The sequence below is a fragment of the Pseudomonas violetae genome (genome assembly GCF_023072615.1).
Lineage (GTDB): Bacteria > Pseudomonadota > Gammaproteobacteria > Pseudomonadales > Pseudomonadaceae > Aquipseudomonas > Aquipseudomonas violetae.
In genome coordinates, this window is the sequence record NZ_JAKNRW010000038.1 from 24,439 (window position 1) to 49,010 (window position 24,572).

A 24,572-nucleotide genomic window follows, 5' to 3' on the forward strand; every position below is an offset into this window, starting at 1 on the left:
GGGGCCAGGGAAGACAGGGGCTGCCTCGGTTATTCTTCCTCGCCGTCCGGCACTACCCGGTTCTGCGACAGGTAGCGCTCCATGGTTTCATTCTGGGGCGGTGTCGAGTTGTCGCCGGCGACCTGCCACATCTTGCGTTCAATGCCCTGGGATAGCAGATGCCCGACCGCCGATTCGATGGCCGACAACACACACAACTGCGCCGGCTCGTTGGTGGTGTAGCCCACTTCAGCCTCGAGCAGTTTCTTGAACTCGATGAACTTGAAGACCCCGGCGCTGCGGGCCACGGAGTAGATGGTCTTGCTGGTCATGACGTTGGCCAGGACCTGACCGCTGCGCACGTCCACCGCCCGCAGGTTGACGGTGACCTGGTCGACCCGGTATTCGCGGGAAATATCGATGCCCAGGTAGCGTGCCCCTTCCCCGCCGCTGCGCACGTTGGTGTCGTAGGCGATGATCCCGCCCTCAAGCATCATGTTCGCCGCCTGCAACGGCGGCAGTTCCGCCTGGATATTCATGGGTGTATTGGGTTTCTTTTGCGAAGCGCGAATGATTTTGCGTTCGGTCAGCAGGTTCTGCAGCCCTTCACGTTCCAGCACCACGAACCAGCCGCTGGCCTGCATGGCGTCCATCAGCATGCTCGCCGCACCCTGAGTCACACTGGTGGAAAAGGAGCTGGCCGGGGTAGGTTTGTACTGCCCGGTCTGGTCGCGAAAACCATAGACTACGGCCATCAAGCGGCCCTTGGGACGCGGCAGCTTCATCAAGTCGTAGTAGGTTGACGCCCTGGGGGTCAAGGTCGGGGTTTCGGTGTCCTGCTCCGCTGACATCGGCTCACGCAGGCTGCAACCCTGTAAGGCCGCCAACAGCATCCCTAGCAAAATTATTTTTTTCATGTCCGTTACTCCCCATCAGTCCTTGGCTCAAGGAGCCAGGCCGTTCACCAGGATTTCCGAAATTTCACCGGTCGCTCGGTCCGTCACTTGAATCGTCAGTGCGCCCGAGTCGTCGATGACGTTGACGATGAACGCATCGGTGGACAGGCTCCCCGTGTTACCGGTGGAGATGTTGTCCAGCAACTGCCCCAGCAGGCGCGATTGCAACTGGCTGCTGAATCGTTCGAGGGCCGAGGTGCCGGCGATCGAGGTGCGATCCTTCAGGTCGGGGTCGTCGTAGTCGTTCTGCGCCTGGGCATTGTTGAGCAGCCAGGTGCCGTTCAACGGATTGCCGCCGAACGAGGGGTTGACCGGTGTGTACACCAGCTCCGTGGCCTGGACCACACCACAACTGGTGATCCCAAGCAGCCACATGCCTGCCCATGCGAGGCCGCTGCGCGGCGAAAACAGTGTCGTCTTCATAATTCGTCCCTCTCAAGGTCCGTGGTGTCTTGCAACAAGGCTTCCAGCTTGCGCCGGACAATCTGTCCGCGAACCCAGTCGGCGGCGTCATAAGCCTCGTCCTTGAGCTCCACGGTGTTCGGCGGTAGAAAGCGCCGGTAAACCAGTCTCTGTTGGTATTCCACGGTCACCAGGCTGCCCCAGCGTGCCGAAGGTCGTTCGCGTACCACCAGGTTGAAATCCATCGGGCTGGTGGCTCGCAGGCGTTCACTGAACGAGTAGTAAAATTCGTGGCCGATGTGCGAGATCGTGTCATCGACGATGAACCCCATCATTTCGTCCTCTTCCCCGGCCGAGGCGAAAGGCAGTACCAGCACCAGGGCCATGGCGGCCAGCCATTGGCGGTTCATGGCCGTAACCCCTGGGGTGCGGTGGGCTGACCTTTCGCCGGGCCCGACGCGCCGTCAAGGAAGGCTTTCTCGGCAACGAACTGCCAGTCCTGGTAACTGGCCATGCCGGTGAAGTCCGACCACTGGCTGGGAAAGTCCACCTGTTTGAGCGGCTTGTCGGTGGACGGGCTGCTGAGGCCAGTGATGCGTCCGTCAAAGCCCCTTTGCAGGCTCCACTCACCGCCGCCGATCGGGTCTGGATAGAGCTGGCGAATATGGTGTTTGGGCGTTGGAAAGCGCTGATCCTCCAACAGGTCTTCGAGTTCTTTGGGGTACTGCGCCAGGCCAGGCGAACTGCGGTAATAGCTGCGCAGTGCCTGGGCATATTGGGTACCGACCCAGAGCAACTGCTTCTCGCGATCACGCCGCGAAGCGGTGGACCACAGCTCGCCGGCACTGGCCAGGCCCATGCCCATGACCATGATCAGGAACAGCACACCCAGGTAGGTGAACCCGCCCTCGACAGACGGCCTACCACTCGGAATAAAGGCTTCCATCACGCGCCCTCCCTGTGGCTCCACTCTTGATATCGGCCACCCCGCCCGCCACACCCTCAGGCGGCGCGACCATGACCCAGGCATCCTTGCGCTCGGTGATCGGGTCCATGGGCGGGTTGCGCAGGTAACGCAGCTCGACCATCTGCTCGATGGAGTCGGGATAGCGTCCGGTGTCCCCGTAGTAGTGATCCAGCGCTTCGCGCATTGCCGACAGGCTCTGGCGCAAGGTGGTCTCTTTCGACGTTTCCAGGCTGTTGAAATAACGTGGCAAGGCAATAGTCATCAGGGTTGCGATGATTGCCATGACGACCATCAATTCCAGCAGGGTAAAACCCTTTTGCCGACGCATGATCTCACCACTCCCTATAGGCGATGCCGTTGAGCCCCTTGCCGCGAGCCTGGGAGTAGACGTCAAAGACGTCCTCCCCTTCACGCGGGTTCTGGGCCGAACTGTCATAGGCGCGCAAACCCCAACCGCCCTCGTCGTCACGCTTGACCGACGCCAACGGGTCGTGAGGAATGCGCCGTAAAAAGTAGAACTTGGCCCCTTTGGCGCTGCGCACATCGCGCACGCCGTCCACCAGTACTTTCAAGTTCGGTGGGTAGCCACTGCTGTTCAGTGACTTCTCGATGTAGCCGGCATCGAACGCGCGCTTGTAGGCGTCGATGGCATCGCGTATCTGGTAAAGCGCGGTGCGCAGGTCCTGCTCTTTGCCCCGGCGCACCACCGTCTCGGTCAGCGGCGCGGCCATGCCGGCCAGCAGGCCGATCAGGGCCAGTGTCACCACGACTTCGATCAGGGTAAAACCGCGTTGCGAGGCGTTCATGATCAAGGCTTCTCGACGACGACACGGGTGGTGGAAGCCACCGGCGTGCCCATGGTTTCAGTGCGAATCGCGGTGTCCATCGAGCGGTCCGGGGCCTGGATGTGCATGCTGCTTTCCGTGCCGGTAGGGAACTCCATGTCCGACGGGCTCTGGTACGGCAGGTTGCGCACGATGCGTGGAGTGATCGACAGCACCAGTTCCGATTTGCTGACGTCGTCGCGGTTGCTGCCAAACAGGCGGCCGATGCCGGGAATATCGCCAAGGCCGGGGATCTTGTTGCCGCTGCTGCCATGGTCGTTGCGCATCAGCCCGGCGAGGATCTGGGTTTCACCGTCGTGCAGGCGCAAGGTGGTCTGGGCATTGCGGGTGTCGACCTGAACCGGAATGGTGCCTTGGCGGGTCGGCTCCAGTGGAGTCGCGTTGCTGACTTCCAGGGCGATCTTGATGGCCACTTCGTTGTTCAGGTGCACGATCGGCTGCACTTCGAGTTTCAGACCGACATCCAGGTAGGTCACGCTTTCAGTGATCACCGGGCCTTGGGTCGAGGGCACGGAGGTGGCGCTGATGATGGGTACGCGCTGACCGATGTGGATGCGTGCCTGCTCGCGGTTGCTTACCCGAATCACCGGGCTGGCCAGGGTGTTGATGTCCTTGTCCTGGGCATTGATCTTGGCCTGGGGCGAAGGCGAGATCGAGATCCGGCTGGAGTTCAGGCCCTTGAGCTGGTCGAGCACCGACACCGGCTGGCCGTCACTGGTGAGCACGCCAAAAGTATTGGGCCACTGCAGGCCCAGGTCGAGAATGCGCTGGCGGGCGACCTCCATGACTTCCACTTCAAGCACCACTTCCGGGTTGGACTGGTCCTGGGATTGCAGCAGTTTTTCGGCCATGCGAATCGCGTCTTCGCTGTCGCGCATGGTCAAGGTATTGAGGCGCTCGTCAACGAACACGTCGCGGGTCTTGAGCATGGTCTTGATCATGTTCAGCGCGGTGTTGGCGTCAATGCTGGTCAGGTAGAAAGTGCGCATCACCAGCTCTTGATAGTCCTTGAGCTTCTGCGGCGAGTCCGGGTAGATCAACAGCGTGTTTTCATTCACCACTTTCTGGTGCAACTGGTTCTGTTGCAGCAGCAGCGCCACGGCGTCTTCGATGCGCACGTCACGCACGAAGATAGTGGCTTTCATGTCCGGACGCAGGTCCTTGTCAAAGATAAAATTCAGCCCGGCGACCTGGGACAGCACTTCGAAGATGGTCTTGAGGTTGGCATCGCGAAACTCCAGGGTCACCGGCCGATCAAGGCGAGTGCGCAGCTGTGGGTACTGCACTACGTTGCGGCTCTGCACCAGGCGGATGCTGCTTAGCAGCTCCAGGGCGCCTTCGTTTTTCGGGTCCAGCTCGAGGATTTGCTTGACCTGGCGGTCGGCAGCGTAGATGTCGCCACGGCGCAGGTCACCTCGGGCCAGCTCGAGTTTTGCATCCTGGCTGCGCATGTGTTCGAGCTGGCTCAGGGATTCCTGCGCCCGCCGGTTGTTCGGTTCAATGGTCAGCACCCGGCCATACCCCATGCGCGCAGACGCGAAATCACGCTGGACGCGGTCCATGTCGGCTTGGGTCAACAGCGCCGTCACCGCCCGGGCGCGGCCGCTGTTCAAGGCCAGGCGCAGCTCGGTATCACGCGGATTTTCGCGCAGGCCTTCCTCTATTCGGGCCAGGCCGGCTTCGTACTGTCCCGACTCAATCAGGTCGGACGCCTCCTGCTTGGCTACCTGCGCGGAACTGCACGCGGCCAATCCTGCACACAGGCAGACAAGGCTCATCAGCAAACGGGATCGGTTCATTGCGTGCTCCCCACAGACAGCGTCTGAGACAAATGCAAAGGCAGGTAGACGAAGCTCAATTCCACATCGGAAATGCCCTCGATCCGCCACGTTTCGTCGATCACGTCCCCTTTGCGCACGACGTATATTTTTTCGCCGTTCTGCAAAAACACTTGCAGGTCGGTACGGTCATCCAGCCTGCCCACGAACTGGAAAGGCATGGGCGGTGCGCTAGGGGCTTGCACCACCGGGGTAAAGTTGACAGGTTGTTCGATGACGACGGCGAGGGTCGGCGCCGCTTTCCAGCTGCGGGCGGCGAACAGGTCGCCGGCCGGGCTCAGGTCCTTGATCTGCCGGGGTTTTCCGGCGGTGGGTGCGGCCGGCAAGGCGCCGCGAACCTTGCTTTTAGCCGGGTTGGCTACGACGGCGACTGTGTCGTCGCCCTCGTCTGCCGATTGAAAAAATTCGCTGCCCCAGGTGAGCGCGGCGGCAACCCCGAGAAACGCCAGCCAGCCCATTACGCGTTGGCTTTTCATCACGACCTCGACAGGTAAAGGGTCATGCGGATCCGCCCGGTCAGGTCGGTATCGGCGATTTTCTTGCGCTGGAATTCCACGTCCTCTACCACCACTGCCGGCAGTTGGCCGAGCAAGGCATGCAGGAAGCGCCGCAGTTGCGGATAGCTGCCGCGCACCGGCAGCAGGATCTGATAGCGCGCCAGGTGAGTCTTGGGATCGATACCCAGGGCGTATTCTCCGCGCGCCAGGGTGATGCGTTCCTGGGCGGCCAACGCGTAGATCTTGTCGATGGCGACCGTCGCCTGGGGTTGGGATGGCAACTTGTTGCGGAAGTCGTCGAGCTGGCGTTGCGGCACCACTGGCGCGGCGACACTGCCCTCCTCAACCTTGGCCAGGTATTCGCCGGCTTCACGGGTCTGCTGGGTGAGCTGTTGCAGGGACTGCCAATCCGGCAGCAAGCCTGCCAGGCCGTACACCAGCGCCAGCACCACCAGGGCGATTCCGGCCAGCCCGGGCACACCCAGGCCTTGCAGGTATTCGTGGACGATCAATCTAGGGATTTGCATCGCCGATCTCCCAGGTAGCCGACAGGTTGAACTGCACCGGATGCTCCGGCACGTTGGCGACGATTTCGTGGCTCAGCAACGACACATCGGACAGTTCGTCGCTGGCTTCGAGGCGCCGGTGAAAATCAAGCATCGCTTCCAGGTCCCGAGCTTCAGCGCTGATGCGCACCTGGCCCTTGCGCGCATCGGGGGTCAGGGTCAGCAGGGCAATGTTGTCCCGGGGCATGCTTTCGAGGGTGGCGAACAGGTGCTCCCAGGGGCGACGCAATTGCTGCGACACCTTGCGCATCTCGGCGAGGTTCTGCGCCTGTTCGCGAATTTGCGCCGGGCTCAGACTGACCTTGGCCCCGGTGTCGCCGGTGAGCACCCGCTGGGCCGTTTGCAGGTGACCTTGCTGCTGGCTGGATTGGTCGCTGAGGTGCTGGCTGGCCGCCACGCAAGTCAGCGCCAGCACCACGCCTGCGGCAAGCAGGCTCCAGCCCAAAGGACCGGAACGACGGCGTGGCTGGAAGTCGAGCATCAGGGCGCGCATCTCAGGCCACCGCCCGGGACATGACGTACAGGCTGTCGCGTACGGCTGTCCGGTCCTCTTCAAGGGTGCGAAGGTGAACGCCCGGCACTTCAGGGTGCGAGTCGATGCGTGCGGGCGCATGCAGGTAAACATTCAGCGGACGGTCGCTGGTGGAGGCTTGCAGTTGGCTTTCGCGACCGATCAGCGCCGCCAGTGCGGCATCGCTGTCACTGCTGCCCACCGACCGCACCGAGGCCCATCGCCCTTCCCGCGCTACCAGCAACACACTGCGCACCGGCTCGGCGACCACGAAGAGGAAGTCGCCGGCCTCGAAGCTCGAGTCGAAGTGATTGAAGGCAGCCATCAAGTAGGGCTGCACCGAACGCAGTTTCAGGCTCCGGGCGCTGGCCAGCGTGCGCAGACGCTCGAGCAGATCCTGTGGCAGCGCGGCGGCAATGCGGTCGTAACCCGCTGCCTCGGCCGACAGCACCAGGTTCCAGGGCTGCGTCGGTACGCCGTAAAGGTCTTCGAAGCACAGTTGAGCGAAGCCACGCAGTTCCTCGGGGCTGTTGATCTGATCGCTCCAGGGCACCAGGCAGAAGCGGCTGAAGTGTCCCGAGACGACCACACTCAACTGCGCACCGGCAGTGGCATGTTCGCCCAGCAGGCGGTCGAGGGTTTCCAGGGCCACAGCCCAAGCATGGAAGCCTTCGTCGATGAAACCGACGCTGCCCAGCCACAGGGTATCGCTGCCCTGGCGCCGGCCAAGGCCGACGCCGCTGGCACCGAGCACGGCGACAAAACGATCACGAGACAAAAGTGACACGATTGATCTCCTCGAGCGTGGTCCGCCCTTCCTGCACCAGTTCCAGGGCCGACTCGCGCAGCAGGCGCAAGCCACGTTTGCAGGCATGGGCCTTGATTTTCGAAATCGGCTGGCGCTCGACGATCATCTGCCGCAGCTCGTCGTCCAGGTGCAGCAACTCGGCAATCGCCGTACGCCCGCGATACCCGGTGCCGCGGCAATGGCCGCAGCCCTTGCCGTGGACGAAGTGGAAATCGGCCACCTGTTGCGGGTCGAGACCCGAGAGGTGCAACTCGTCGTCAGTGGGAAAATGCGGCGCGCTGCAACTGGTGCAGACCAGGCGGATCAGCCGCTGGGCCAATACCGCGTTGAGCGCAGAGACCAGGCTGTAGGGATCGATTTCCATCTGGGTGAAACGGCCAATCACGTCGAACACGTTGTTGGCGTGGATGGTGGTGAACACCAGGTGCCCGGTGAGTGCCGATTGCACGGCGATCTGCGCGGTGTCCGGGTCACGAATTTCACCGACCATGATCTTGTCCGGGTCGTGGCGCAGGATCGAGCGCAGGCCCCGGGCAAAGGTCAGGCCCTTCTTCTCGTTCACAGGAATCTGCAGTACACCTGGCAGTTGATATTCCACCGGGTCTTCGATGGTGATGATCTTGTCCACGCCGTGGTTGATCTCGGTGATCATCGCGTAGAGCGTGGTGGTCTTGCCGCTGCCGGTGGGACCGGTCACCAGCACCATGCCGTAGGGTTCGGACGCCAGGCGGCGCAGCTGGCGCAGGGTTTCGTCTTCAAAGCCCAGGGCCTGCAACTGCACGCCACTGACCTTGTCTGCCAGGTCCTGTTTGTCCAGTACCCGTAGCACCGCGTCCTCGCCAAAGATGCTGGGCATGATCGAAACCCGGAAGTCGATCTGGCGTCCGCTAATACCGATCTTGAAACGGCCATCCTGAGGCACGCGTTTTTCGCCGATGTCCAGTTCAGCCATGACCTTGACCCGGGAGAGCACCTGCTCGGCGAACTCGGTGCCCTGGATCTTGCTGATGTTGTTGAGCACGCCGTCGATGCGGTACTTGATCACCAGGCCGCTGCCGGTAGTGCCCAGGTGTATGTCGCTGGCGTGCATCTTCAACGCGTCGTAAAGGGTCGAGTTGACCAGCTTGACCACAACGCTGGCGTCCTCGCTGATGCTGGTCAGAGACAGGCTTTGCAGCTTGTCGATTTCAACCCCGGCGTCGGCCTGGGCATTGAGCGATTCGACCGCGTGAAAGCCTTCCTCGTGGCGGGCAAGGTAGGCCTTGAGGTCATCGGCATGCACCAGATACAAGGGCGCACCGTGCAGGCAATCGTCGATCCAGGCCAGACGTGCACTGTCGAAGGGGTCGGCGAACACGCCAATAACCGTCTCTTCATGACTCAGAAGGATAAATTCGCGTTTGAGGCATTGGGCCAAGGTGACCCGGTCGAATACTGGAGTGGCCTTGAACAGCGTGTCGGTGTCGAGCACCGGGTAATGCAGGGTGGTGCCCAGGCATTCGATGAAGGGCATGGGGGCCAGTTCACACAACACCCCCAGTGCTTCCAGCACCCGTTCGCCGGAAGTGGCTGCGCGGGATCGGGCCTGGGCCAGTTGTTCACTGGAAAAACGCGACGGTACGGGGTCCAACAGCGCCGGTTCTACGGCTAGGGATAGACGGTCCATGGCATGCTCTCCAACGCCGGGGGCTTTGAGCCCTGTCGACGCGGCGAGCAGTTACGGGGGTCCGGAACGACTTGTCGCGTCATTACTCCCCGGTGAGCAATTGTTCGTCGTCTGGTGCCATGGAGTTCGAGTTTCTTCGCCGATCCACCAGCACCCAGCTACCGTCGTACAACTGCAGCGGGAAACTTTCGGTCTTGCTCTGGCGCCGTTCGACGAATCCTGCAGCCGTGTTTGCTCTGCGCTCCATCCCCAGAAGGTCACGAACCGCCCGGGCCAGTTCCATCAGCGGGAACGGCTTGAACAGGATATGACTGACTCCAAGTTGCCGGGCCCGCTCACAGACTTCAGCGGTTGGGTGCCCTGTAATCAGTACGTAATGACAATTCCTGTTCTGGCGGACTTGTTCGAGAACGTCAAAACCTTCCATATCGGGCAAGCGGTAATCAAACACAATCACATCGGGGGCAAAATCAGCGGCTTCGCCGATGGCCTTGGCACCTTCGTGTGCTATCCGGACATCCAGGCCTTGCGCTTGCAGGTAATCCTGCAGGTTCTGAGCAAGGAGCTGTTCGTCTTCAACAACCAGTACTTTGTTTAACAAGGTGGACTCCTTGTAACCGCAGGCCCGAATCTCGAACCTGGCAGAGTGCCGCCTTAAACAGGCTAACGCACACTTCATGCCAGACTGAGTACCGATGTTTTCACCACTGCATGTAGTTGATATTCATGAAAAACTTTTTTCGCCCGAGCACACCGCCGCTGACTGCCCCCCAAAGCCGGGGCAAGCGCGAGGATTCGCCCAGAAGCTTTTCCCCACTATTGGGGAACAAACTTCAATCATCGTCAATCCGTTCAATTCGATTGCCCGACCGCAACTGCGCAAGCACTTCGCCTCGAATCGCAACCTGTTGCTGCCGGGCAAGGTACGCCCTGACCATTTCAAGCCCCTGTTCTTCTGAGACATCAGCCGCCTCGCTGCGGTTCTGTAAATAAATGAGGTGCCAGCCCACTGGGGTGCGCACCGGCTCGCTGAGCTCACCGGGGGCCATGGCAAAGGCTGCCGCTTCGAATTGAGGGAACATGCGGCCCCGTGGGAAATACCCCAAGTCCCCGCCGCTGCTGGCGGTAGCGTCTTCTGAAGCACTTTTGGCGATACTGGCAAAATTAGCACCGTTAACGATTTTCAACCGCATATCTGCTAAGCGTAGTCGCGCTGCTTCAATTGTCGCGGCATCTGCGCCTTCAGGCACTTTGACCAGGATATGCAGGGCCTGGACCTCCTCGGGCCGGCCCATTTCGCTGCGATGTTCCTCGTAAAAGGCGCGTACCTCTTTCTCGTCGGGCGCTGCCACCTTGGTCAGTTCGGCAAACACCTGCTGCGCAGCCATGTCTCGCCGGGTGTACTCGAGGAAGCTGGCTTCATCAAAACCGGCATCGTTCAGGCGCCGAGCGAACACCTCGGGGCCGCCGATGGCCTGGCGAGCCTGGTCGACCTGTCCCTGGACTTCTGCGTCGCTGATCACCACGCCGCGCTTGACGGCTTCCTGCCACAGCAGTTCCTTGTCGATCAAGGCATCCAGGGCCTTTTGCCGCAATTGCTTATAGGCTTTGGGGTTGCGAATGCTACCCAATGCTCGCCCCTGATCCTCGAGGAACTCGGCGAAATAGCGTTCCAGGCGAAACTCGGATATCTCCTCGCCATTGACCCGCGCCGCAATTGGGCCATTGCTGGCGTAACTTACCGGCACCCACAGGGCCAGCAGGAGCAACCAGGTATTGAGTTTCATGATCGGTCTCCGGTCAGGGCATCGCTGCAATCGGTCTATAGGGCGCTACCAGGTAAAAACGCTGGTCAGGCAGGTCCACGGTTACCACATGGGCACCGCTCAGGCCCAGGCGGCGGCCAGGGCCAAAGCTGATCAAAGGGGTCAGCCCGGTTTCGAAATCGTGCAGGCCTTCGAGGGCGTTGATCAGCTTCTCCCGGCTGGTATCGCGCCCGGAATGTTTCAGGCCCTCGCTGAGTAGCAGCATCGAACTGTAGGCGCCGACTTGCAGCACCGCATGCTGGCCACCCAGGCCCTGATTCGCGCGCACCTGAGTCAGGGCCAGGCGTCCGGCCACCGTCCAGTCGCTGGGTACAAACGGGTAAGCCAGGAACACTCTCCGAGAAAAATCACTGGGCACCTGCAGCAGGTCCCCCGCCACCTGGTTCGAGGTGGCGAATAGATAAGGCACCTGCCCGGCGACTTGCAAGCGTTCGGCCAGGCGACTGAAACCCTTACCGCTGCCCAGGTAAAACACCGAACGCGAGCCCAGGGGTAATTCTTCGTGTGCCGGGTCGTAGGCTTGCAAGCGCACTTTCTGCCAGGCGTGGTCCTGCAAATACTGGCTCAGGTTTTGCGCCGCCAGGCGCTGGCCGGGTTCGTCCGGGTAGATGACCAGCGTTGGCCCCTGCAGCACTTTAAGCTGCTCGGTGGCGTAGTCGGCCAGGGCGATCAGTTGCTCGCGCAAGCCCGGCAAGGGCTCGAAAATCTGCCGGCTCGCCTGAGCCGTTCCCAGCAGCGACAAGGGACCGATCAGCGGCACGCCGGCTCGTTCCAGACGAGTCGCCAGGTCCGCGTCCAGTGCCGGGACCAGCGGCGCGATCAGGGCAAACACCTGTTCCTTGTCGATCAAGCGGTCTAGCGCCTGCTCGGCACTGGCGCGGTCCGGCCCCGGGTCGGCAATGGTCAGGCGCAACTGCCGGCCGTGGATACCGCCCGCTTCATTGATACGCGCCACGCTGCCCTTGAGCACCGCCGCCACAGTGTTGCCCTCCTCGCTCAACGGCCCGGAACTGGGCAACAGCGTCCCCAGGTTTACGGTGGCTGGGTCCAGGCCGGGGTCGCGGTCTTCGGCCACCCGTTTGAGATAGGCGGTGAGGTTACGCTGATCGTTCATCGACAGGACGAATCTGGGCATCGCCGGGTCGAGTCGATTGTCGCCGGGGTCGCGACCTTCCTGAATCGCTTTTGCCAGGCTGCCGTCGTTATACGCAGGGTAATCGCGGCCGTTGACCTGTTGCTGACCATAGGTACTGCTGAGGCGCGACCAGCTCAAATCCGGCGGTCGTACCCCGCCTTCGGGTCGCCCCACGCCATCGGCGCCATGGCAGTTGGCGCACGGCAGGCTGGTGCCGGGCAACAGCATCCCCGCCGCACCGACCCGCGCCATGATTGGCTCGCCACTGGCCGAAAGCCCCTCGCGATATAACCGCTTACCGGCACTTTCGCTAGGGGTCAGCGGCAGCGCCTGGGCGCCGAGGTGCAGATTGCAGAGGAACAGTAGGCCGAGGACGAAGGACGTTTTCATGGCGCGCACTCAACGGCCGACCACGGGCATTGTCAGCAACTGCAAGCGCTGGGCAATGGCGGCAGCCGGGGCATCTGGGCGGATCTTGCTCCAGCGTTTGTTGGCCACGTCCCCGACGATCAGTTGCGTGGAGTGCTGCTCCGGGGTGGGCACGATCTGGCCAATGCGCCCCAGAACCAGGTCCATCTGGGCCTTGTCGCCCGTCAGAAAAAGCCAGTGGGGGTCTTCTACCCCTTGTTTCAAGGTGTAAGCCTTGAGTACCGCCGGGGTGTCCCGCAGCGGATCACTGGTAAGGGAGATAAAGGTAATGCCGTCGGCCTTGTCGCCCAGCACTTCGCGAACTTCCTTGAGCTTTTGGGTGATCAGCGGACAGGCATCATTGCAACTGGTGAAAATCACGTTAACCAGCACTACGCGGTTTTGCAAAGCATCGCTGTAGAAGCGCAGGGTCTGTCCATTCTGGTCCTGCAACGGCGTGTCGGTGAACCAGGTTTTTGCGTCGCGAGTGCCCCCGGCCGGTTGCGCAGCGGGGGCGATAGGTGCCGGTTCCTGGTGGCCTTCATGGGCGAGCGCCAGCGAACTGAAAATGCCCAGGCACAGGCTCAGGGCGATGCGGTCAAAAGTCCTCATGGGTGCGGCTCCATGGCTATGGCGGTGTGTTTGGCGTGAGCATTGCGTTGGCCACTGAGTTTTTCCACTTCGCGGGTGAGCACGGCCGGGTCGGTAAACCCGTAGTAGCGGGTCCAGTGACGGCTGTTGCCATCGCCCACCAGAATCAGCGGCGCATGGCTCTTGAAGTCACCATTGAAAGTACCCAGGCCCTTGAGGGTTTCGTTGATCGACTGGGTAGAACCGGTGAGCCAGCTCCAGCCGGGACCGTTTTGAAACGACCGGGCGTAATCATTCAGCCGCTTGGGGTCGTCGCGTTGCGGGTCAATGCTGATCGACACCAGCTGCACCTCGGCACCGACCCGCGCGCCAAGCTGCTTCTGCACCTTGCCCATGATCGAGGACACTACCGGGCAGACCGTGGTGCAACTGGTGTAGATGAAACTCATGACCACGATCTTGTTGCTCACCAGGTCTTGCTCCAGGCGCACCGCTTTGCCCGTCTGGTCCACCAGGGCGACGTCGGCGAACTTGACCTGGGCGCTTTCGGAGGTGGCACTTTTGGCGGGCATGTTATGGCCGGCGTGTTCATCCGCCGAATGGGCCACGGCCTGGCCGATACCGGCGGCAAGCAGGCACAGCGTCAGCAGTCCGCAGGGTACGAATCGATTCATGTCCTTATCCTCTTCAGTGTGCAGCGCCCGGGACTACCCGGACGCTGGCAAAGGTCTTGTCGTCGAAACTCGCGCCAAGTGACGCCGCACGCACGTGCAGATACCAGGCGCCGCTCTGGTCGAGGGTCACCGGTGCTTCGTATACGCCGTTGCCCACTTCCAGCGCCGCTACGGTTTGGGTCTTCGATGACGGCGCGCGGAAGTAGCGCACCTTCACGTCCTTGACCCCGCTGCGCTCGGCCTTCTGCTGGCCCTGGACGATGCGAAAGCGCACGACGTAGGGGTTGCCGAGTTGGGCGGTGGATTTATCGAGCATGAATTCCACTTTGGGTACGCCAGCGTGCTGGGCAATAGTGCTGTTGGGTTCCACCAGCGCGGTGAAGCAGTGAATGATGTTCGGCTGGTTGAGCAGAAACGCCACGTCGAAACGCCCGGCCACCGGCAGTTTGATGCGCGCGCTATAAAGCCCTGGCTCGACTTCGCGCAGGCTGCGATCGATAACCAGCGCCGCACGCGCCACCTGCCCGCGATTGGGGTAGCCGGACATCGGGGTGTTCATGCCTTCGGCGTAGAAGTAGGTGGTGTTGTCCACCGGGTTAACCACAAACACCGCGTTGTCATCGCGCGAAACTGCCAGGCTCGACGCCAGTGGCAGGTCGCCCGCCAGGCGAGGCGCCTGGGGGCCGGCTTCAAAGCCCTGGGTGATCGGCTTGCGACCTTCGCCCAGGGAAGACAGGTTGATCATCGTGACCTTGGCCGAGGCCAGGCCACGGATGTAGGCGTAAGCCCTGGTGAACACCACTTGGAATGGTTCGGCAGAAACGTCCAGGTCATGGATCAGTGAGTTGGTCGCGGCGTCGATGACCGAGGCCTGGTTTTCCAGGGTATTGAGCACGATAGCGAAGCGTCCGTCGGCGCTGAACCCCATCGGGCCAAGCCCCTGCTTGAGCTGGATCACGCGGCGCACGGCCAGGCTGGCGGTGTCGATAACCGTTACCGTGCCGTCCTTGCCGTCAGCGACATATACGGCCTGGGACAGCGGCGAGTAGGCCACGGACAGCGGGTGCGAGCCGGTCTTGAGCTGCTTGCTGAGGGTCAGGCTGGCGATGTCGATGATACTGACAGTGCCGTCATCGCGGTTGCTGACGAAGGCCTGGCGGCTGTCCTTGGTGAAGGCGATTTCGTGGTGCCCGGCACCAGTGGTCAGGTGTTTGAGCGGTTTTAGACTGCTTGCGTCGATCACCGTCACTCCCGACTCTTCGGCGCTCGCAGCGTTGTTGCCGACCCACAGCAGGCGTTCATCCGGCTGCAGCGCCACGCGCACCGGGTTGCTGCCGGCGGCGATCGAATCGATCAATTTGAATTGCTCGCTATCGATCACGGCGATTTCGCCGGCCGTAGGCATCGAGACGAATACCCGCTTATTGTCCCTCGGGGTGATCCAGTCCATTGGTGGTTGCTTGATGTCGACGCGCGCCATGGTGCTGGTGATACCCCCCACCGAGACCGAGGGATCGACCACCGTGACGCTGGCATCGCGGTTCATCACCAGCAGGAAGTAGCTGTTGAGGTCAAGCATGGGCCGTGCGCCGATGCTCGATTTGAGGAACACCCCGACCCGGGATTTGCAGCTTTGTTCGCGGCCCTGGGCCTTGTCAGCGGCCACGGTTTCAAGATCGAGCCAGGCCCCCGGCGCGACGCCTGCCAGGGGTTGGCCGGAAGCGCTGTCAGTGATCCGGAACCGCACGTCAGCAAATTCACCCTCGCGCAGTACACCGTCAGCAGCCAGGGGACGCACCTGCAATGCAACGGACACCCCATCGCGTTCAAGGACTTGCCTGCCGGCGTCAGTGGCGCTTACCGCTTCCGGTTTCTGGCGGGCGGGCTGAGCCGCCTTGGTGGGCGAGCTGGCGTTGGCAGTCCAGGTGTTTGGCAGCGCGACTTCGCTGAGCATGGTCGACGGCATCGTCTTCCATAGCCCCAGCCCGATCAGTGCCGCGCCAACAACCAGTGCACCGGTGGTGACTTTGATGTTCCTGTTCATTCCCTTCTCCCCTTACAGATCTGTGCCTGCCTATTCTTTCCAAATCCTGTGGCGAGGGAGCTTGCTCCCGCTTGAGTGCGCAGCACTCACAAAGACTGCATGGATTGCACAATCCTGGGGCCGCTTCGCAGCCCAGCGGGAGCAAGCTCCCTCGCCACAGTTTGCTGGCATGGACTCACACTCACGGTGCTGGCGCCGGTTCCGGTTCGTTGGTCACCCGCAGCAATCCCCAGAGTCCGGAGGTATTGCCGTAGGCGCCATAGTCGCGGTACAGGTAGTCACCCGGTATCGCGTTGCTGCCCCCGGCGCTCGGGTGCATGAAACTGAAGTGCGCGGCCGGCAGGATGCTTTCCCGGGCGCCGATATACATCGACATCGGGTTGTAGCCGAACCGCACCGAACCCACCCCTGGCGTACTCATCGGGTAGCCGCCGGTGTCACTCTTCTCCGACTGGAAGGGGTTGACCGACCAAACATGACCGTCCAGTTGGAAGGTCGAGCCACGGCTGCCACCGCTCGGCATCAGGATGTGCGTACGGAACGGTTGCCCCGGTTTCACATAGAGCACCGGCGTTTGTGGATCGCCGCCGATCAGCGCATTGCTGTAGGCCATGTGCGCGTTGGGCACGTCGCCGTAGCCAGCACCACCGGCGTGACCGAAAGGTGCGTCCGGTGCCAGCCCAAAGCGGAACCACAGCGGCTCTGCCTTGTAGTTGATGGCCATGCTCGAGTTGTCCTGCGGATCGTTTGGCACCCCGAACCCTTCGGCAGCAATACCTTCCACCGGCCGGCCGTTGGCCCAGCGCATATTCAAGGCTTTCTGCCAGACCATCGCAAAGTCGCGGTATACGGCCTGCCCTGGCGCCGTGACAGTGGCGTTGGTCTTGCGGGCGTCCTCGACCCAAGTCGCACCGAACGGCAGGATGGTCATTGCCCCGCCCAGGCCTTTCTGCCCTTGCTTGATCACGTCCGCCGGGGTGATGTTCAGGCCGCCGAACTCCACCGCCGTGGCGTTGATGTTGTCGACACTGCGCCCCAGTTGCGTGACCGGCTTGCCCTCACGCTCCAAGTGCCCGGCGTAGTACTGGTAGGTACGAGTCGGGTAGGCGCCGGTATTGCCGACCCGGGGTGGCACGGTCTGGACCGGGTTGGCGCCGACGTTGGTGCCGTCGGACTTGGTGATGTCGTAGGACAATAGCTGGGCATGCAGGCCCACATGACTGGACGGCCGGATCAGGTTGTTGGTGAAGATGGTCGAACCCTGGCCACTGTTGCGATCACGCTTGACCAGGCCTTGCATCACCGCAGTCTGGGTCAGGTCGGGCATGACCAGCGGCAGGCGGTTTTCCAGAGTGACGTTGATGCAATCCCCCGCCGCCGCACGTAATACCAGCGGCTCTACCGGTACGCCGGACTTGAGCTTGCCGGTGTTCGGGTCGAGGTCGGACTTACGCACGTACAGGATCGCAGTCGGATCATGCAGCGGTCCGCTTTGCCCGCCGATGGTGATGGTTTCGCCATCTTCAGGATCGGTCACCGTGACCTGCGGGATATTCACCGTCCGTGAGTTGAACACCAGGGTGCCGCCCGCCGGATTCAACGGCCCGCCGACGTGCTGGCCAAGACCGGCAGGATCGCCGATGGTCAGGTTCAAAGGGTTGCTCAGGATGTCGTTGGCCAGCGCCGCGACCACTTCATAGTTGCGTTGCACGGTCGGCCGGGTGCCGATGCCATTGGGGTTGGCGCTGATCCGTGGGCAGGAACCTTCGTACGCCACGGTGTTGCGCATGCCCGCCGGTTTCGGATTGTTCGGCAAGGCGAACAGGTCGCTGCGCTGGGCCGTATAGTTGCGCATCACGCCCCAGATACCGTTCCAGTAACCTTCAATGGAAGCGTCCATCGAGTACAGGTAGTCCCCCGTGGTCGCTGCCGAACTGGAGAGCAACGAAACCGGTGCGTTGAAGCCCATCTGCTCGGAGATGCCGACCATTTGCGAGGCACGCCAGCCAGAGTTGGAGCTGTTGCCGAAACCGGAACCACTCTGCAGCCATTTCACCCCGTGCAAGGTCACGTTGTGCTCCTCCTCGTGGCCACCGGCATGCAGGCGCAGCCTAACGTTGTCACCGGTGTAGGTACGCAACATCGGGGTGAACGGGTCGCCAGGTTCAGCGCCGCCACGGTTGATGTGCGGTGGGAACAGCGTGGTGCCGCCGGTCGGGCCGGTCGCCGAGGTGACCAGGTTAGGCGCCAGGTTCATCGCCGCGATGGCACGGTCAGTACGGCTTTGCATGGCGTACGCGAGGTCGCCCGCCAGGCCGTCCGCCTGCATGCCGCGCTTGCCGTCAGGGCCAAGTTTGTTCGGGTCATAGACTCGCAGCGCCAATGGCTCATTGCGATAGTTGACGACGAACATGCCAGGATCATCTACCGAGATGGCCTGCGGGCAAGGCCGGCTTGGGCAACCCGGTACCATGCCGCCCTGCACTTCGATGATGCCGTCGAGCAGGTTGCTGGCGCTGTTACGCACAGGCGGGTTGATGGCGTAGCGGAAGCTGTCTGCAGTGGCCGGGAACGCCGTCGGGTTGGGCACGCCATTGGGTCCGGCACCCACGTACACACCGGCTTCATAGGCGTGCTGGAAGTCGCTGTACTCGAGGAAAAACTCACGGAAGCTGTCGTTCTTGCCGTCGCCGTCCAGGTCACCGGTGGACACCACCGCTTGCCACGAAGTTGGCCCGCCGTCCTGGCGCGCGCCGCTGTACAGCTGCTCGCCGGTCTCGGCGTGGAACCAGGTGGAGCCGGCAGGTTCAGCCAGCACGGTAGCGTACAGGCCAATCTGTTGGTGAGTTGATGGGCCCAGGTGGTCGTGGGTGAAAATGGTCCCCAGGCCACGGTCGACGCCTTTGGTATTCACCACCGGATCGACGAACCAGCGTTGCATTGCCGTCCGTGCGCCGACCCAGTCCGCCCGACCGTATTGACCGAAGAACGGGTGATTCTTGGCTTTCGGGCAGGTCGGCGTGCCGTCACGTGGATCCGCGCCCTGGCACTGGTTGAACTCGCGAATAGCGTGGATACGCTCCTGCACGGCGCCAGGGGAAAGCACGCCATCTTCATAGTTCCAGCCGTTGGCCGAGCCGTCGGCCGCCGTCAGGTCCCATTTCGGCAAGTGGATATGCTGACCGATCACGTCGGTTGGGGTGCGCACCTGATAGTCGTCCATCTCATACGTGGCCGGCACCAGGTTGGTTTGCTGGTATTGCACGCAGTCGAAGGTGTTCATGCGCATCACCAGTGGCTCTGGTGGTCGCTGCTTGGTGATCACCGGCCAGGCGTCTTCCCACAGCGCCAGAATACGCGCTTGCGGGAAGTGGTAACCGACCTTGTTGTACACCGCGTCGAACTGGATGTTCGCGGCTTTGTAGACCCGTGGACGGTCGGCGGTGAAAGTCGACGAACCGGTGTAGGACATGCCGTCGATGCGTTCGCCGCTGGCAAACTCGCCAGTACCGGCGCTGCTGGTCAGGCGTTTTTGCCGGTCATCCATGCAAGGTTCGTAGTAAGGCGCGCCGGCAATGGGCAAGGCGCCATTGGTGCGGAAGGCCCGCGCCACGATCTGGTTGCCCGGCAGCAAGGCGTAGCTTGGGTGGTCTTTCTTGGCGTGGAAGGCCATCGCTGCCTGTTCCACCTCAGTACCCTCTTCCGGCATGTAGATGGGTTTGGCGCGGGTCACTTCCTTGGAGAAATCCAGCGAGGTGGTGATGGTGCGGGCTTCACCGCCGGAGGAAAAACCATCGAGCGAGTGCCGGCCCAGGCCGCCATCCCAGCCACCGGATTGCGCCGGGTCGAGGTTGGCCCACAGTGCGTTGCCGCTGGTTTTCAAAGCCTGGGCCTTGGCTGCATCCAGCATGTCCAGGGGTGGAGTCGGTGGGCGTTGGCCGACCGAAGTTTCCATGCCACCAATCCAGAATGGATAGCCAGGGTTTTTCAGGCTGCCATCGGCATTGCGGTTGGCTTCGCTGCGGTCCACCAGGGCCAGCGAACCGATGGCCTGGGCGCCACCGTTGCCACCGTGGTGTTCGCCATCGTCGTCTTCATCATCGTCATCGTCGTGACCGGCCACCAGGGTTTCACCGATTTTCGGTACGACCGCGACCTTGCCTGGCATCGGCGCCATCGCCTTACCAGGCAGCGGCACTATCGCCGGAATCGGGGTACCGGCGATGATCTCGCCATCGGGCAAGGCCCGGGCACCCGCTGCGGGTTTACCGCTTCGCAGGGCATAAGGTTCGCTGTGGTAACCGTCGTCGCCTTGCTGCGAGACTTCGAGTTTGGTGCCTTCTTCAAACACGTCGTGCACCCGCCACATGGCCCACATGCCCTGGGCGAAGTGCGGGTAGAAGTGGCAGTGATAGATAGCATCACCGGCCACGCGGTTGCGGTTGCCAGAACCACCGTTGGCGATTTCATAGGTGTAGCCGGCGCCCGGACCGATGCCTTGGGCATCCACATAGTCGGAGTTATCGTCGTTGGGGTTGAACAGCCACTGGTGCCCGTGCAGGTGGAAAATGTGCTGCTCGTGACCGTTGTGAGTATTGCGGAATTTCACGAAGTCGCCGATGTAACTGTGGTTGACGTTGGACGGCTCCGACGGATACAGCGCCATGGTGGCCTTGACCCCGATCTGGTCGGCGCGCGGGGTTTCACCGGGACGAATATTTTCCAGGCCGGCGTTGGCCGGCACATCCACCAACATCGCCACGTCGCCAACGGTGTGCGAGCTGAGGAAGAACTCTTCGTAGGCGCAGGACAGGCAATCGTGCATCGGCCCGACGCCCAGGCGATTGGCGACCACTTCGGCACCCATGCCGCCAGAGCCATAGTTGATCATGAACGCATCGCGGGTCGGTTCCAGCACGTGGGCCATCACCGGGTCTGCCCAATAAGCAGGGAATGCCTGGGTTGCAGCGGTTTCATCCTGGAATTGGGAGGCGAAATCGCGGAACGGTTCAAGCCGATTGGGCAGTGCCGGGTTGCGCTTGCCAATGGTTTCCAGCGGGTAGGTCGAAGGCGCGAAGCTGCCGTCGGCGTTGCTGCCCATGACGATCGCGTCACTCTCGCTGGAAATGATTTCGCTGCCGTCGACCATGTTGATGATCGGCGTGCCGGCCTTGCCTTCACGGATCCACGGCTGGCGCTGTGGGTATCGCGCCTGATAGTCGACGATCGGCTGACCCGTCGGGGTACGCCCGGTGCTGGCCAGGCGCATCTCTTCTTCAGTCACGGTGTTGCGATAGGTGCGGCCGCCCTTGGGCACTACCACTACTTCGCCGAACAGGCCGTTGGCGACGTTACCTGCAGCGCCTTCGCCTCCGAAGGTTGCGCCACGGCTGCTGGCGGCGAAGGCGCCTTCGCGTTCGGCATACAAGGTATAGGAGCGGCTCGCGCCGGGGGAGATCAGGGTGTTGGCGTTGCGTCCGGTGTAGGAGGAAATATCGTCAATGCTGTTGACCGCCTGCATGCCGTTGACCTGGAATCCGATATGGCGGTCAGTGACCTGTTCATCGACCTTGAAGTGATCGACTGCACCGATCTGCACTTCGCCTTCGATTTCGCCTTCTTCCCCGCTGTCATGGCTGCCGGGGTTGGCTTGATATGCCAGCAAGTTCTGCAGGTTAATGGTCAGACAATCCCCGGCCGCAACGCGCAGCACCAGGGGGCGCGGACGCTTGTCGGGTCGTAGCGAGACCTTGCCCGGCACCGCCGTACCACCCTGTGCCAGTGACCTGTTGTGGTCGTCGACCACATCGCGGCGCAGGGCGAACATCATGCCGTTGACGTTCTGTGCGCCTAGTCGGTTGAACATCAGCGGCTGGTCCAGCGCCACGACGTTTGCCACCAGATTGCGCTCGCAGCGCAGGGCGGCCTGGGCCATTTCCAGGCCGAACATCGGCACCAGAAACAGCAGCAGATTAAGCAGGTGATGAGCGTTGGGTTTGCCGGTCATGATCACGGGCCTCGATTTGTGTGCTCATTGGAAATACGTCTCGACAAAAATCACTTCAGCAATCGCCATGCCATAAACCTTTTTCCTTATTTTTCAAACGGTTACCTAAACGATTTGATAAGTCGGGGGAAATCCCCCACCCATTCCCCAGTTTGCGGGTTAACCGATGCCTGCCGGCTTCCCCCACAATTGGGGAATTCCCCGGTCACAGCGGCGAATCAGCGTCCAAGCCCTGCAGACGCCGGTATTGGCGCAGGACGCTGGGCACATAGCGCTGGGTTTCGGCGAACGGCGGGATCACTCCGCCACGGCTGATCACCGCCTGCGGCCCGGCGTTGTAGGCCGCCACGGCGAGGGCAATGTCGTTGTCAAACAGCGTCATCAGGCGCTTGAGGTATTTGGCCCCGCCCTGGATGTTGGCCTTCGGGTCATAAACATCCGTGACCCCCATTTCCCGCGCGGTGTCGGGCATCAACTGCATCAACCCCCCTGCGCCTTTGGGCGAGGTGGCGCCGGAGTTGTAGCTGGACTCGGCCTGGATCACCGCATGCAACAGCGCCGCCGGTAACTGGTTGGCCGTGGCCGCTGCCGACACCAGCTCGGCATAGGGCCGCGCGGCAATCATCTGCGGCTGCTGGTCGAGGCTGACCTGGGCCACCTCAGGCTCACGGATCACCCGTTCATAGTGGCGGCCGGGACGGTGGACATTGGACAGAACGTAGCTGCCCTTGGCGTCGACGGAAATGAACACATCGGCGTGCGCGACCCCGGCCAGCAACAACCCGCCCAGCAGTCCCGCAGTGAATGACTTGATCATTGGTGCCTCCCCTGACCTGCCCCGAAAAATGGGGGTAATGCCCCAATGACAAGTCGTGAACCAGCCGTACGCAAGCACCGTGCCGCAAGTGCCGAGGCCCGTGATACAGGGGTTGCAGAGCAATGCCGGGGCATGTGCATGACAATTGCATTAGCCTTTCCCGCGACCCTTCCGTCTATGTGTGAGGTCATCATGAATCAGCGTCAGTGTTGTACTGCGCGTAGCTGTACCCGGCGGGCTCAAAGCGGGTTCACCCTGCTCGAATTGCTGGTGGTGCTGGTGGTGCTCGGTCTGTTGGCCGGCATCGTCGCGCCAAAGTACTTTGCCCAACTCGGCCGCTCGGAAGTGAAAGTGGCCAAGGCGCAAATCGAAGGCCTGGGCAAGGCGCTGGACTTGTACCGCCTGGAGGTCGGCCATTACCCCTCGACCGAACAAGGCTTGCAGGCGCTGGTCACCGCGCCCAGCGATGAAACCCGCTGGACCGGCCCCTACCTGCAGAAAAAACTACCCCAGGATCCGTGGGGCCGTAATTACAACTACCGCTACCCCGGTGAAAACGGCGAGTACGACCTGCTGTCCATGGGCAAGGATGGCCAACCCGGTGGCGAAGGCGAAAACGCCGAAGTCACCAGTTGGCAATGACAGGAGCGGCGACCATGCGGTTTCATCTCAAGGCAGTGGGCAAGGCCGGCGTCGTGTCGGTGACCGTCGAAGCCCAGGGCGACAGCGAGGCGCGGCGCATGGTCGAGGACCAGGGCTTGCGTGTCGTCAGCCTGCAGGCCGACCGACGATGGCAAGCGTTGCGCCTGCAAAAGCGCGAGACTTTCAACCTGGTGTTGTTCAGCCAGGAGCTGACCACGTTGCTCAATGCCGGCCTGCCGTTGATCGATGCGCTGGAGAGCCTGGCGGAAAAAGAAAACGCACCCCAGGCCCGCAAAACCCTGAGTGAGCTGGTGCGTTTGCTGTACGAAGGCAAATCTTTCTCCCAGGCATTGGGCCAGTTGTCGGCGGTTTTCCCGCCTCTCTATGTAGCCTTGGTACAGTCCAGCGAGAAAACCGGCGCCGTGGGCGATGCCCTTGGTCGTTATGTCAGCTATCGCCAGCGCATGGATGAGGTTCGCCAGAAGATCGTCAGCGCTTCGATCTACCCGATGCTGTTGCTGGTGGTGGGCGGTGGCGTGGTGTTATTCCTGATGGGCTACGTGGTGCCGCGCTTCAGCCTGGTGTTCGAGGGGCTGGGGTCGAACCTGCCGTGGTTGTCCCAGGTCCTGATGAGCTGCGGGATGTTCCTGCATGCTCACCAGGGTGAATTCTTCGGCGCCCTGGTGGCCATTGTCGTTGCCCTCGCCTTTCTCCAGCGCCAGCCGGCCTTTCGCCGTGGCGTCGACCGGGTGATCGAAAGACTGCCGGCGGTGCATCAACGGATTTTCATGTACGAACTGGCGCGTTTCTACCGCTCCCTGGGCATCCTGCTGCAGGGCGGTATCCCGCTGGTCACGGCCATGGGCATGGTCCGCGGCCTGCTCACCGTGCCTTCGCGCGTGCGCCTGGACCAGGCATGCGAGCGGGTGCGCGAGGGGCAATCGCTGTCCGCCGCGCTGGAACTCAATCACCTGGTGACTCCCGTGTCCCTGCGCTTGCTGCGTGCAGGCGAACAGTCCGGCAACCTCGGGCAGATGATGGAACGCAGCGCCGACTTCTATGACGAAGAAATCAGCCGCTGGATCGAATGGTTCGTGCGGTTGTTCGAACCGCTGTTGATGACGTTTATTGGCCTGTTGATCGGGGTGATCGTGATCCTGATGTACATCCCTATCTTCGAACTGGCCTCGAGTATTCACTGATACACCCACAATAAGGCGGAGATCGATATGCACATGAAGAAGCTTTTGCTCGCAGTGGCTATTGGCGTAGTTCTGTCGGCATCTACGGTATGGGTTCCGGACAGTCTTTCCGGGATGTCGAGCGCTCAGGCGAAAGACGGTGGTGGTGGCGGCGGCGGAGGTAGTGGGGGTGGGGGTGGCGGTGGCGGTAG

At 61.9% G+C, this 24,572-nt stretch carries 22 protein-coding genes; 2 read left to right on the forward strand and 20 right to left on the reverse strand.

The genetic code is table 11. The features are described from left to right. Positions 1–29: 29 nt before the first annotated feature. The 20 genes from L9059_RS26240 to L9059_RS26335 all read right to left on the reverse strand — a co-directional run bounded on the left by L9059_RS26240 (position 30) and on the right by L9059_RS26335 (position 22,534). Entirely contained in the window at positions 30–896 is an 867-nt protein-coding gene (locus L9059_RS26240) for a CsgG/HfaB family protein (protein WP_247293789.1), read from the reverse strand. 27 nt (positions 897–923) lie between these two features. After that, complete coding sequence (locus L9059_RS26245) at positions 924–1,358, reverse strand: curli assembly protein CsgF (RefSeq protein ID WP_247293790.1); 435 nt, start codon at positions 1,356–1,358, stop codon at positions 924–926. After that, on the reverse strand, positions 1,355–1,747 hold the full coding sequence (gene csgE / locus L9059_RS26250) for a curli production assembly/transport protein CsgE (RefSeq protein WP_247293791.1): 393 nt from the start codon (positions 1,745–1,747) through the stop codon (positions 1,355–1,357). The genes L9059_RS26245 and csgE overlap by 4 nt, the downstream gene beginning before the upstream one ends. After that, complete coding sequence (locus tag L9059_RS26255; RefSeq protein ID WP_247293792.1) at positions 1,744–2,283, reverse strand: type II secretion system protein; 540 nt, start codon at positions 2,281–2,283, stop codon at positions 1,744–1,746. Before L9059_RS26255 ends, csgE begins: the two co-directional genes overlap by 4 nt. Next, on the reverse strand, positions 2,258–2,632 hold the full coding sequence (locus tag L9059_RS26260; RefSeq protein WP_247293793.1) for a type II secretion system protein: 375 nt from the start codon (positions 2,630–2,632) through the stop codon (positions 2,258–2,260). The genes L9059_RS26255 and L9059_RS26260 overlap by 26 nt, the downstream gene beginning before the upstream one ends. Positions 2,633–2,636: 4 nt before the next feature. Further along, on the reverse strand, positions 2,637–3,110 hold the full coding sequence (locus L9059_RS26265; protein ID WP_247293794.1) for a type II secretion system protein: 474 nt from the start codon (positions 3,108–3,110) through the stop codon (positions 2,637–2,639). A 2-nt stretch (positions 3,111–3,112) separates the two neighbouring features. After that, positions 3,113–4,948 carry a type II secretion system protein GspD gene (locus tag L9059_RS26270; protein WP_247293795.1) on the reverse strand — a complete coding sequence of 612 codons (1,836 nt, stop codon included), beginning with the start codon at positions 4,946–4,948 and terminating at the stop codon, positions 3,113–3,115. Beyond that, positions 4,945–5,463 carry a hypothetical protein gene (locus L9059_RS26275; RefSeq protein WP_247293796.1) on the reverse strand — a complete coding sequence of 173 codons (519 nt, stop codon included), beginning with the start codon at positions 5,461–5,463 and terminating at the stop codon, positions 4,945–4,947. Before L9059_RS26275 ends, L9059_RS26270 begins: the two co-directional genes overlap by 4 nt. Next, positions 5,463–6,011, reverse strand: a complete 549-nt coding sequence (locus L9059_RS26280) for a GspMb/PilO family protein (RefSeq protein ID WP_247293797.1) — start codon at positions 6,009–6,011, stop codon at positions 5,463–5,465. Before L9059_RS26280 ends, L9059_RS26275 begins: the two co-directional genes overlap by 1 nt. Beyond that, complete coding sequence (locus L9059_RS26285; protein WP_247293798.1) at positions 5,998–6,543, reverse strand: PilN domain-containing protein; 546 nt, start codon at positions 6,541–6,543, stop codon at positions 5,998–6,000. The genes L9059_RS26280 and L9059_RS26285 overlap by 14 nt, the downstream gene beginning before the upstream one ends. A gap of 1 nt (position 6,544) precedes the next feature. Next, complete coding sequence (locus L9059_RS26290; RefSeq protein WP_247293800.1) at positions 6,545–7,348, reverse strand: hypothetical protein; 804 nt, start codon at positions 7,346–7,348, stop codon at positions 6,545–6,547. Beyond that, a complete protein-coding gene (locus L9059_RS26295) occupies positions 7,329–9,035 on the reverse strand; it encodes a GspE/PulE family protein (protein WP_247293802.1) in 1,707 nt (568 codons plus the stop codon). Before L9059_RS26295 ends, L9059_RS26290 begins: the two co-directional genes overlap by 20 nt. Positions 9,036–9,117: 82 nt before the next feature. Further along, a complete protein-coding gene (locus L9059_RS26300) occupies positions 9,118–9,636 on the reverse strand; it encodes a response regulator (RefSeq protein ID WP_247293804.1) in 519 nt (172 codons plus the stop codon). Between the two features lie 232 nt (positions 9,637–9,868). Beyond that, positions 9,869–10,822, reverse strand: coding sequence for a peptidylprolyl isomerase (locus L9059_RS26305; protein WP_247293805.1), 954 nt, complete (start codon positions 10,820–10,822; stop codon positions 9,869–9,871). Between the two features lie 13 nt (positions 10,823–10,835). Next, positions 10,836–12,386, reverse strand: a complete 1,551-nt coding sequence (locus L9059_RS26310) for a cytochrome c/ABC transporter substrate-binding protein (protein WP_247293807.1) — start codon at positions 12,384–12,386, stop codon at positions 10,836–10,838. A 9-nt stretch (positions 12,387–12,395) separates the two neighbouring features. Then, positions 12,396–13,016, reverse strand: a complete 621-nt coding sequence (locus L9059_RS26315; RefSeq protein WP_247293809.1) for an SCO family protein — start codon at positions 13,014–13,016, stop codon at positions 12,396–12,398. After that, positions 13,013–13,669 carry an SCO family protein gene (locus L9059_RS26320; RefSeq protein ID WP_247293811.1) on the reverse strand — a complete coding sequence of 219 codons (657 nt, stop codon included), beginning with the start codon at positions 13,667–13,669 and terminating at the stop codon, positions 13,013–13,015. The genes L9059_RS26315 and L9059_RS26320 overlap by 4 nt, the downstream gene beginning before the upstream one ends. Positions 13,670–13,682: 13 nt before the next feature. Further along, positions 13,683–15,713 (reverse strand): YncE family protein, encoded by a 2,031-nt coding sequence (locus tag L9059_RS26325; RefSeq protein ID WP_247293812.1) that lies wholly within the window; start codon positions 15,711–15,713, stop codon positions 13,683–13,685. 181 nt (positions 15,714–15,894) lie between these two features. Continuing rightward, positions 15,895–21,720: a manganese-oxidizing multicopper oxidase MnxG gene (mnxG, locus tag L9059_RS26330; RefSeq protein WP_247293813.1), complete on the reverse strand. Its 5,826-nt coding sequence runs from the start codon at positions 21,718–21,720 to the stop codon at positions 15,895–15,897. Positions 21,721–21,925: 205 nt separating this feature from the next. After that, positions 21,926–22,534 carry a lytic transglycosylase domain-containing protein gene (locus tag L9059_RS26335; RefSeq protein ID WP_247293817.1) on the reverse strand — a complete coding sequence of 203 codons (609 nt, stop codon included), beginning with the start codon at positions 22,532–22,534 and terminating at the stop codon, positions 21,926–21,928. Positions 22,535–22,729: 195 nt separating this feature from the next. On the opposite strand from L9059_RS26335, the gene gspG reads away from it, so the two are divergent. Both gspG and L9059_RS26345 read left to right on the forward strand, forming a co-directional pair. Further along, positions 22,730–23,179, forward strand: coding sequence for a type II secretion system major pseudopilin GspG (gene gspG, locus L9059_RS26340; RefSeq protein WP_247293814.1), 450 nt, complete (start codon positions 22,730–22,732; stop codon positions 23,177–23,179). A gap of 14 nt (positions 23,180–23,193) precedes the next feature. Beyond that, positions 23,194–24,381 (forward strand): type II secretion system F family protein, encoded by a 1,188-nt coding sequence (locus tag L9059_RS26345; protein ID WP_247293815.1) that lies wholly within the window; start codon positions 23,194–23,196, stop codon positions 24,379–24,381. The last annotated feature ends 191 nt before the right edge of the window (positions 24,382–24,572 follow it).

What these genes read in the sequence shown, in the direction of transcription:
- L9059_RS26320 (WP_247293811.1), bottom strand. Translation starts at nt 13,669, where the DNA reads ATGAATCGATTCGTACCCTGCGGACTGCTGACGCTGTGCCTGCTTGCC.
- L9059_RS26345 (WP_247293815.1), top strand. Translation starts at nt 23,194, where the DNA reads ATGCGGTTTCATCTCAAGGCAGTGGGCAAGGCCGGCGTCGTGTCGGTG.
- L9059_RS26275 (WP_247293796.1), bottom strand. Translation starts at nt 5,463, where the DNA reads ATGAAAAGCCAACGCGTAATGGGCTGGCTGGCGTTTCTCGGGGTTGCC.
- L9059_RS26295 (WP_247293802.1), bottom strand. Translation starts at nt 9,035, where the DNA reads ATGGACCGTCTATCCCTAGCCGTAGAACCGGCGCTGTTGGACCCCGTA.
- L9059_RS26260 (WP_247293793.1), bottom strand. Translation starts at nt 2,632, where the DNA reads ATGCGTCGGCAAAAGGGTTTTACCCTGCTGGAATTGATGGTCGTCATG.
- L9059_RS26265 (WP_247293794.1), bottom strand. Translation starts at nt 3,110, where the DNA reads ATGAACGCCTCGCAACGCGGTTTTACCCTGATCGAAGTCGTGGTGACA.
- L9059_RS26280 (WP_247293797.1), bottom strand. Translation starts at nt 6,011, where the DNA reads ATGCAAATCCCTAGATTGATCGTCCACGAATACCTGCAAGGCCTGGGT.
- gspG (WP_247293814.1), top strand. Translation starts at nt 22,730, where the DNA reads ATGAATCAGCGTCAGTGTTGTACTGCGCGTAGCTGTACCCGGCGGGCT.
- L9059_RS26270 (WP_247293795.1), bottom strand. Translation starts at nt 4,948, where the DNA reads ATGAACCGATCCCGTTTGCTGATGAGCCTTGTCTGCCTGTGTGCAGGA.
- L9059_RS26285 (WP_247293798.1), bottom strand. Translation starts at nt 6,543, where the DNA reads ATGCGCGCCCTGATGCTCGACTTCCAGCCACGCCGTCGTTCCGGTCCT.
- L9059_RS26305 (WP_247293805.1), bottom strand. Translation starts at nt 10,822, where the DNA reads ATGAAACTCAATACCTGGTTGCTCCTGCTGGCCCTGTGGGTGCCGGTA.
- csgE (WP_247293791.1), bottom strand. Translation starts at nt 1,747, where the DNA reads ATGAACCGCCAATGGCTGGCCGCCATGGCCCTGGTGCTGGTACTGCCT.
- mnxG (WP_247293813.1), bottom strand. Translation starts at nt 21,720, where the DNA reads ATGACCGGCAAACCCAACGCTCATCACCTGCTTAATCTGCTGCTGTTT.
- L9059_RS26315 (WP_247293809.1), bottom strand. Translation starts at nt 13,016, where the DNA reads ATGAGGACTTTTGACCGCATCGCCCTGAGCCTGTGCCTGGGCATTTTC.
- L9059_RS26240 (WP_247293789.1), bottom strand. Translation starts at nt 896, where the DNA reads ATGAAAAAAATAATTTTGCTAGGGATGCTGTTGGCGGCCTTACAGGGT.
- L9059_RS26310 (WP_247293807.1), bottom strand. Translation starts at nt 12,386, where the DNA reads ATGAAAACGTCCTTCGTCCTCGGCCTACTGTTCCTCTGCAATCTGCAC.
- L9059_RS26255 (WP_247293792.1), bottom strand. Translation starts at nt 2,283, where the DNA reads ATGGAAGCCTTTATTCCGAGTGGTAGGCCGTCTGTCGAGGGCGGGTTC.
- L9059_RS26245 (WP_247293790.1), bottom strand. Translation starts at nt 1,358, where the DNA reads ATGAAGACGACACTGTTTTCGCCGCGCAGCGGCCTCGCATGGGCAGGC.
- L9059_RS26325 (WP_247293812.1), bottom strand. Translation starts at nt 15,713, where the DNA reads ATGAACAGGAACATCAAAGTCACCACCGGTGCACTGGTTGTTGGCGCG.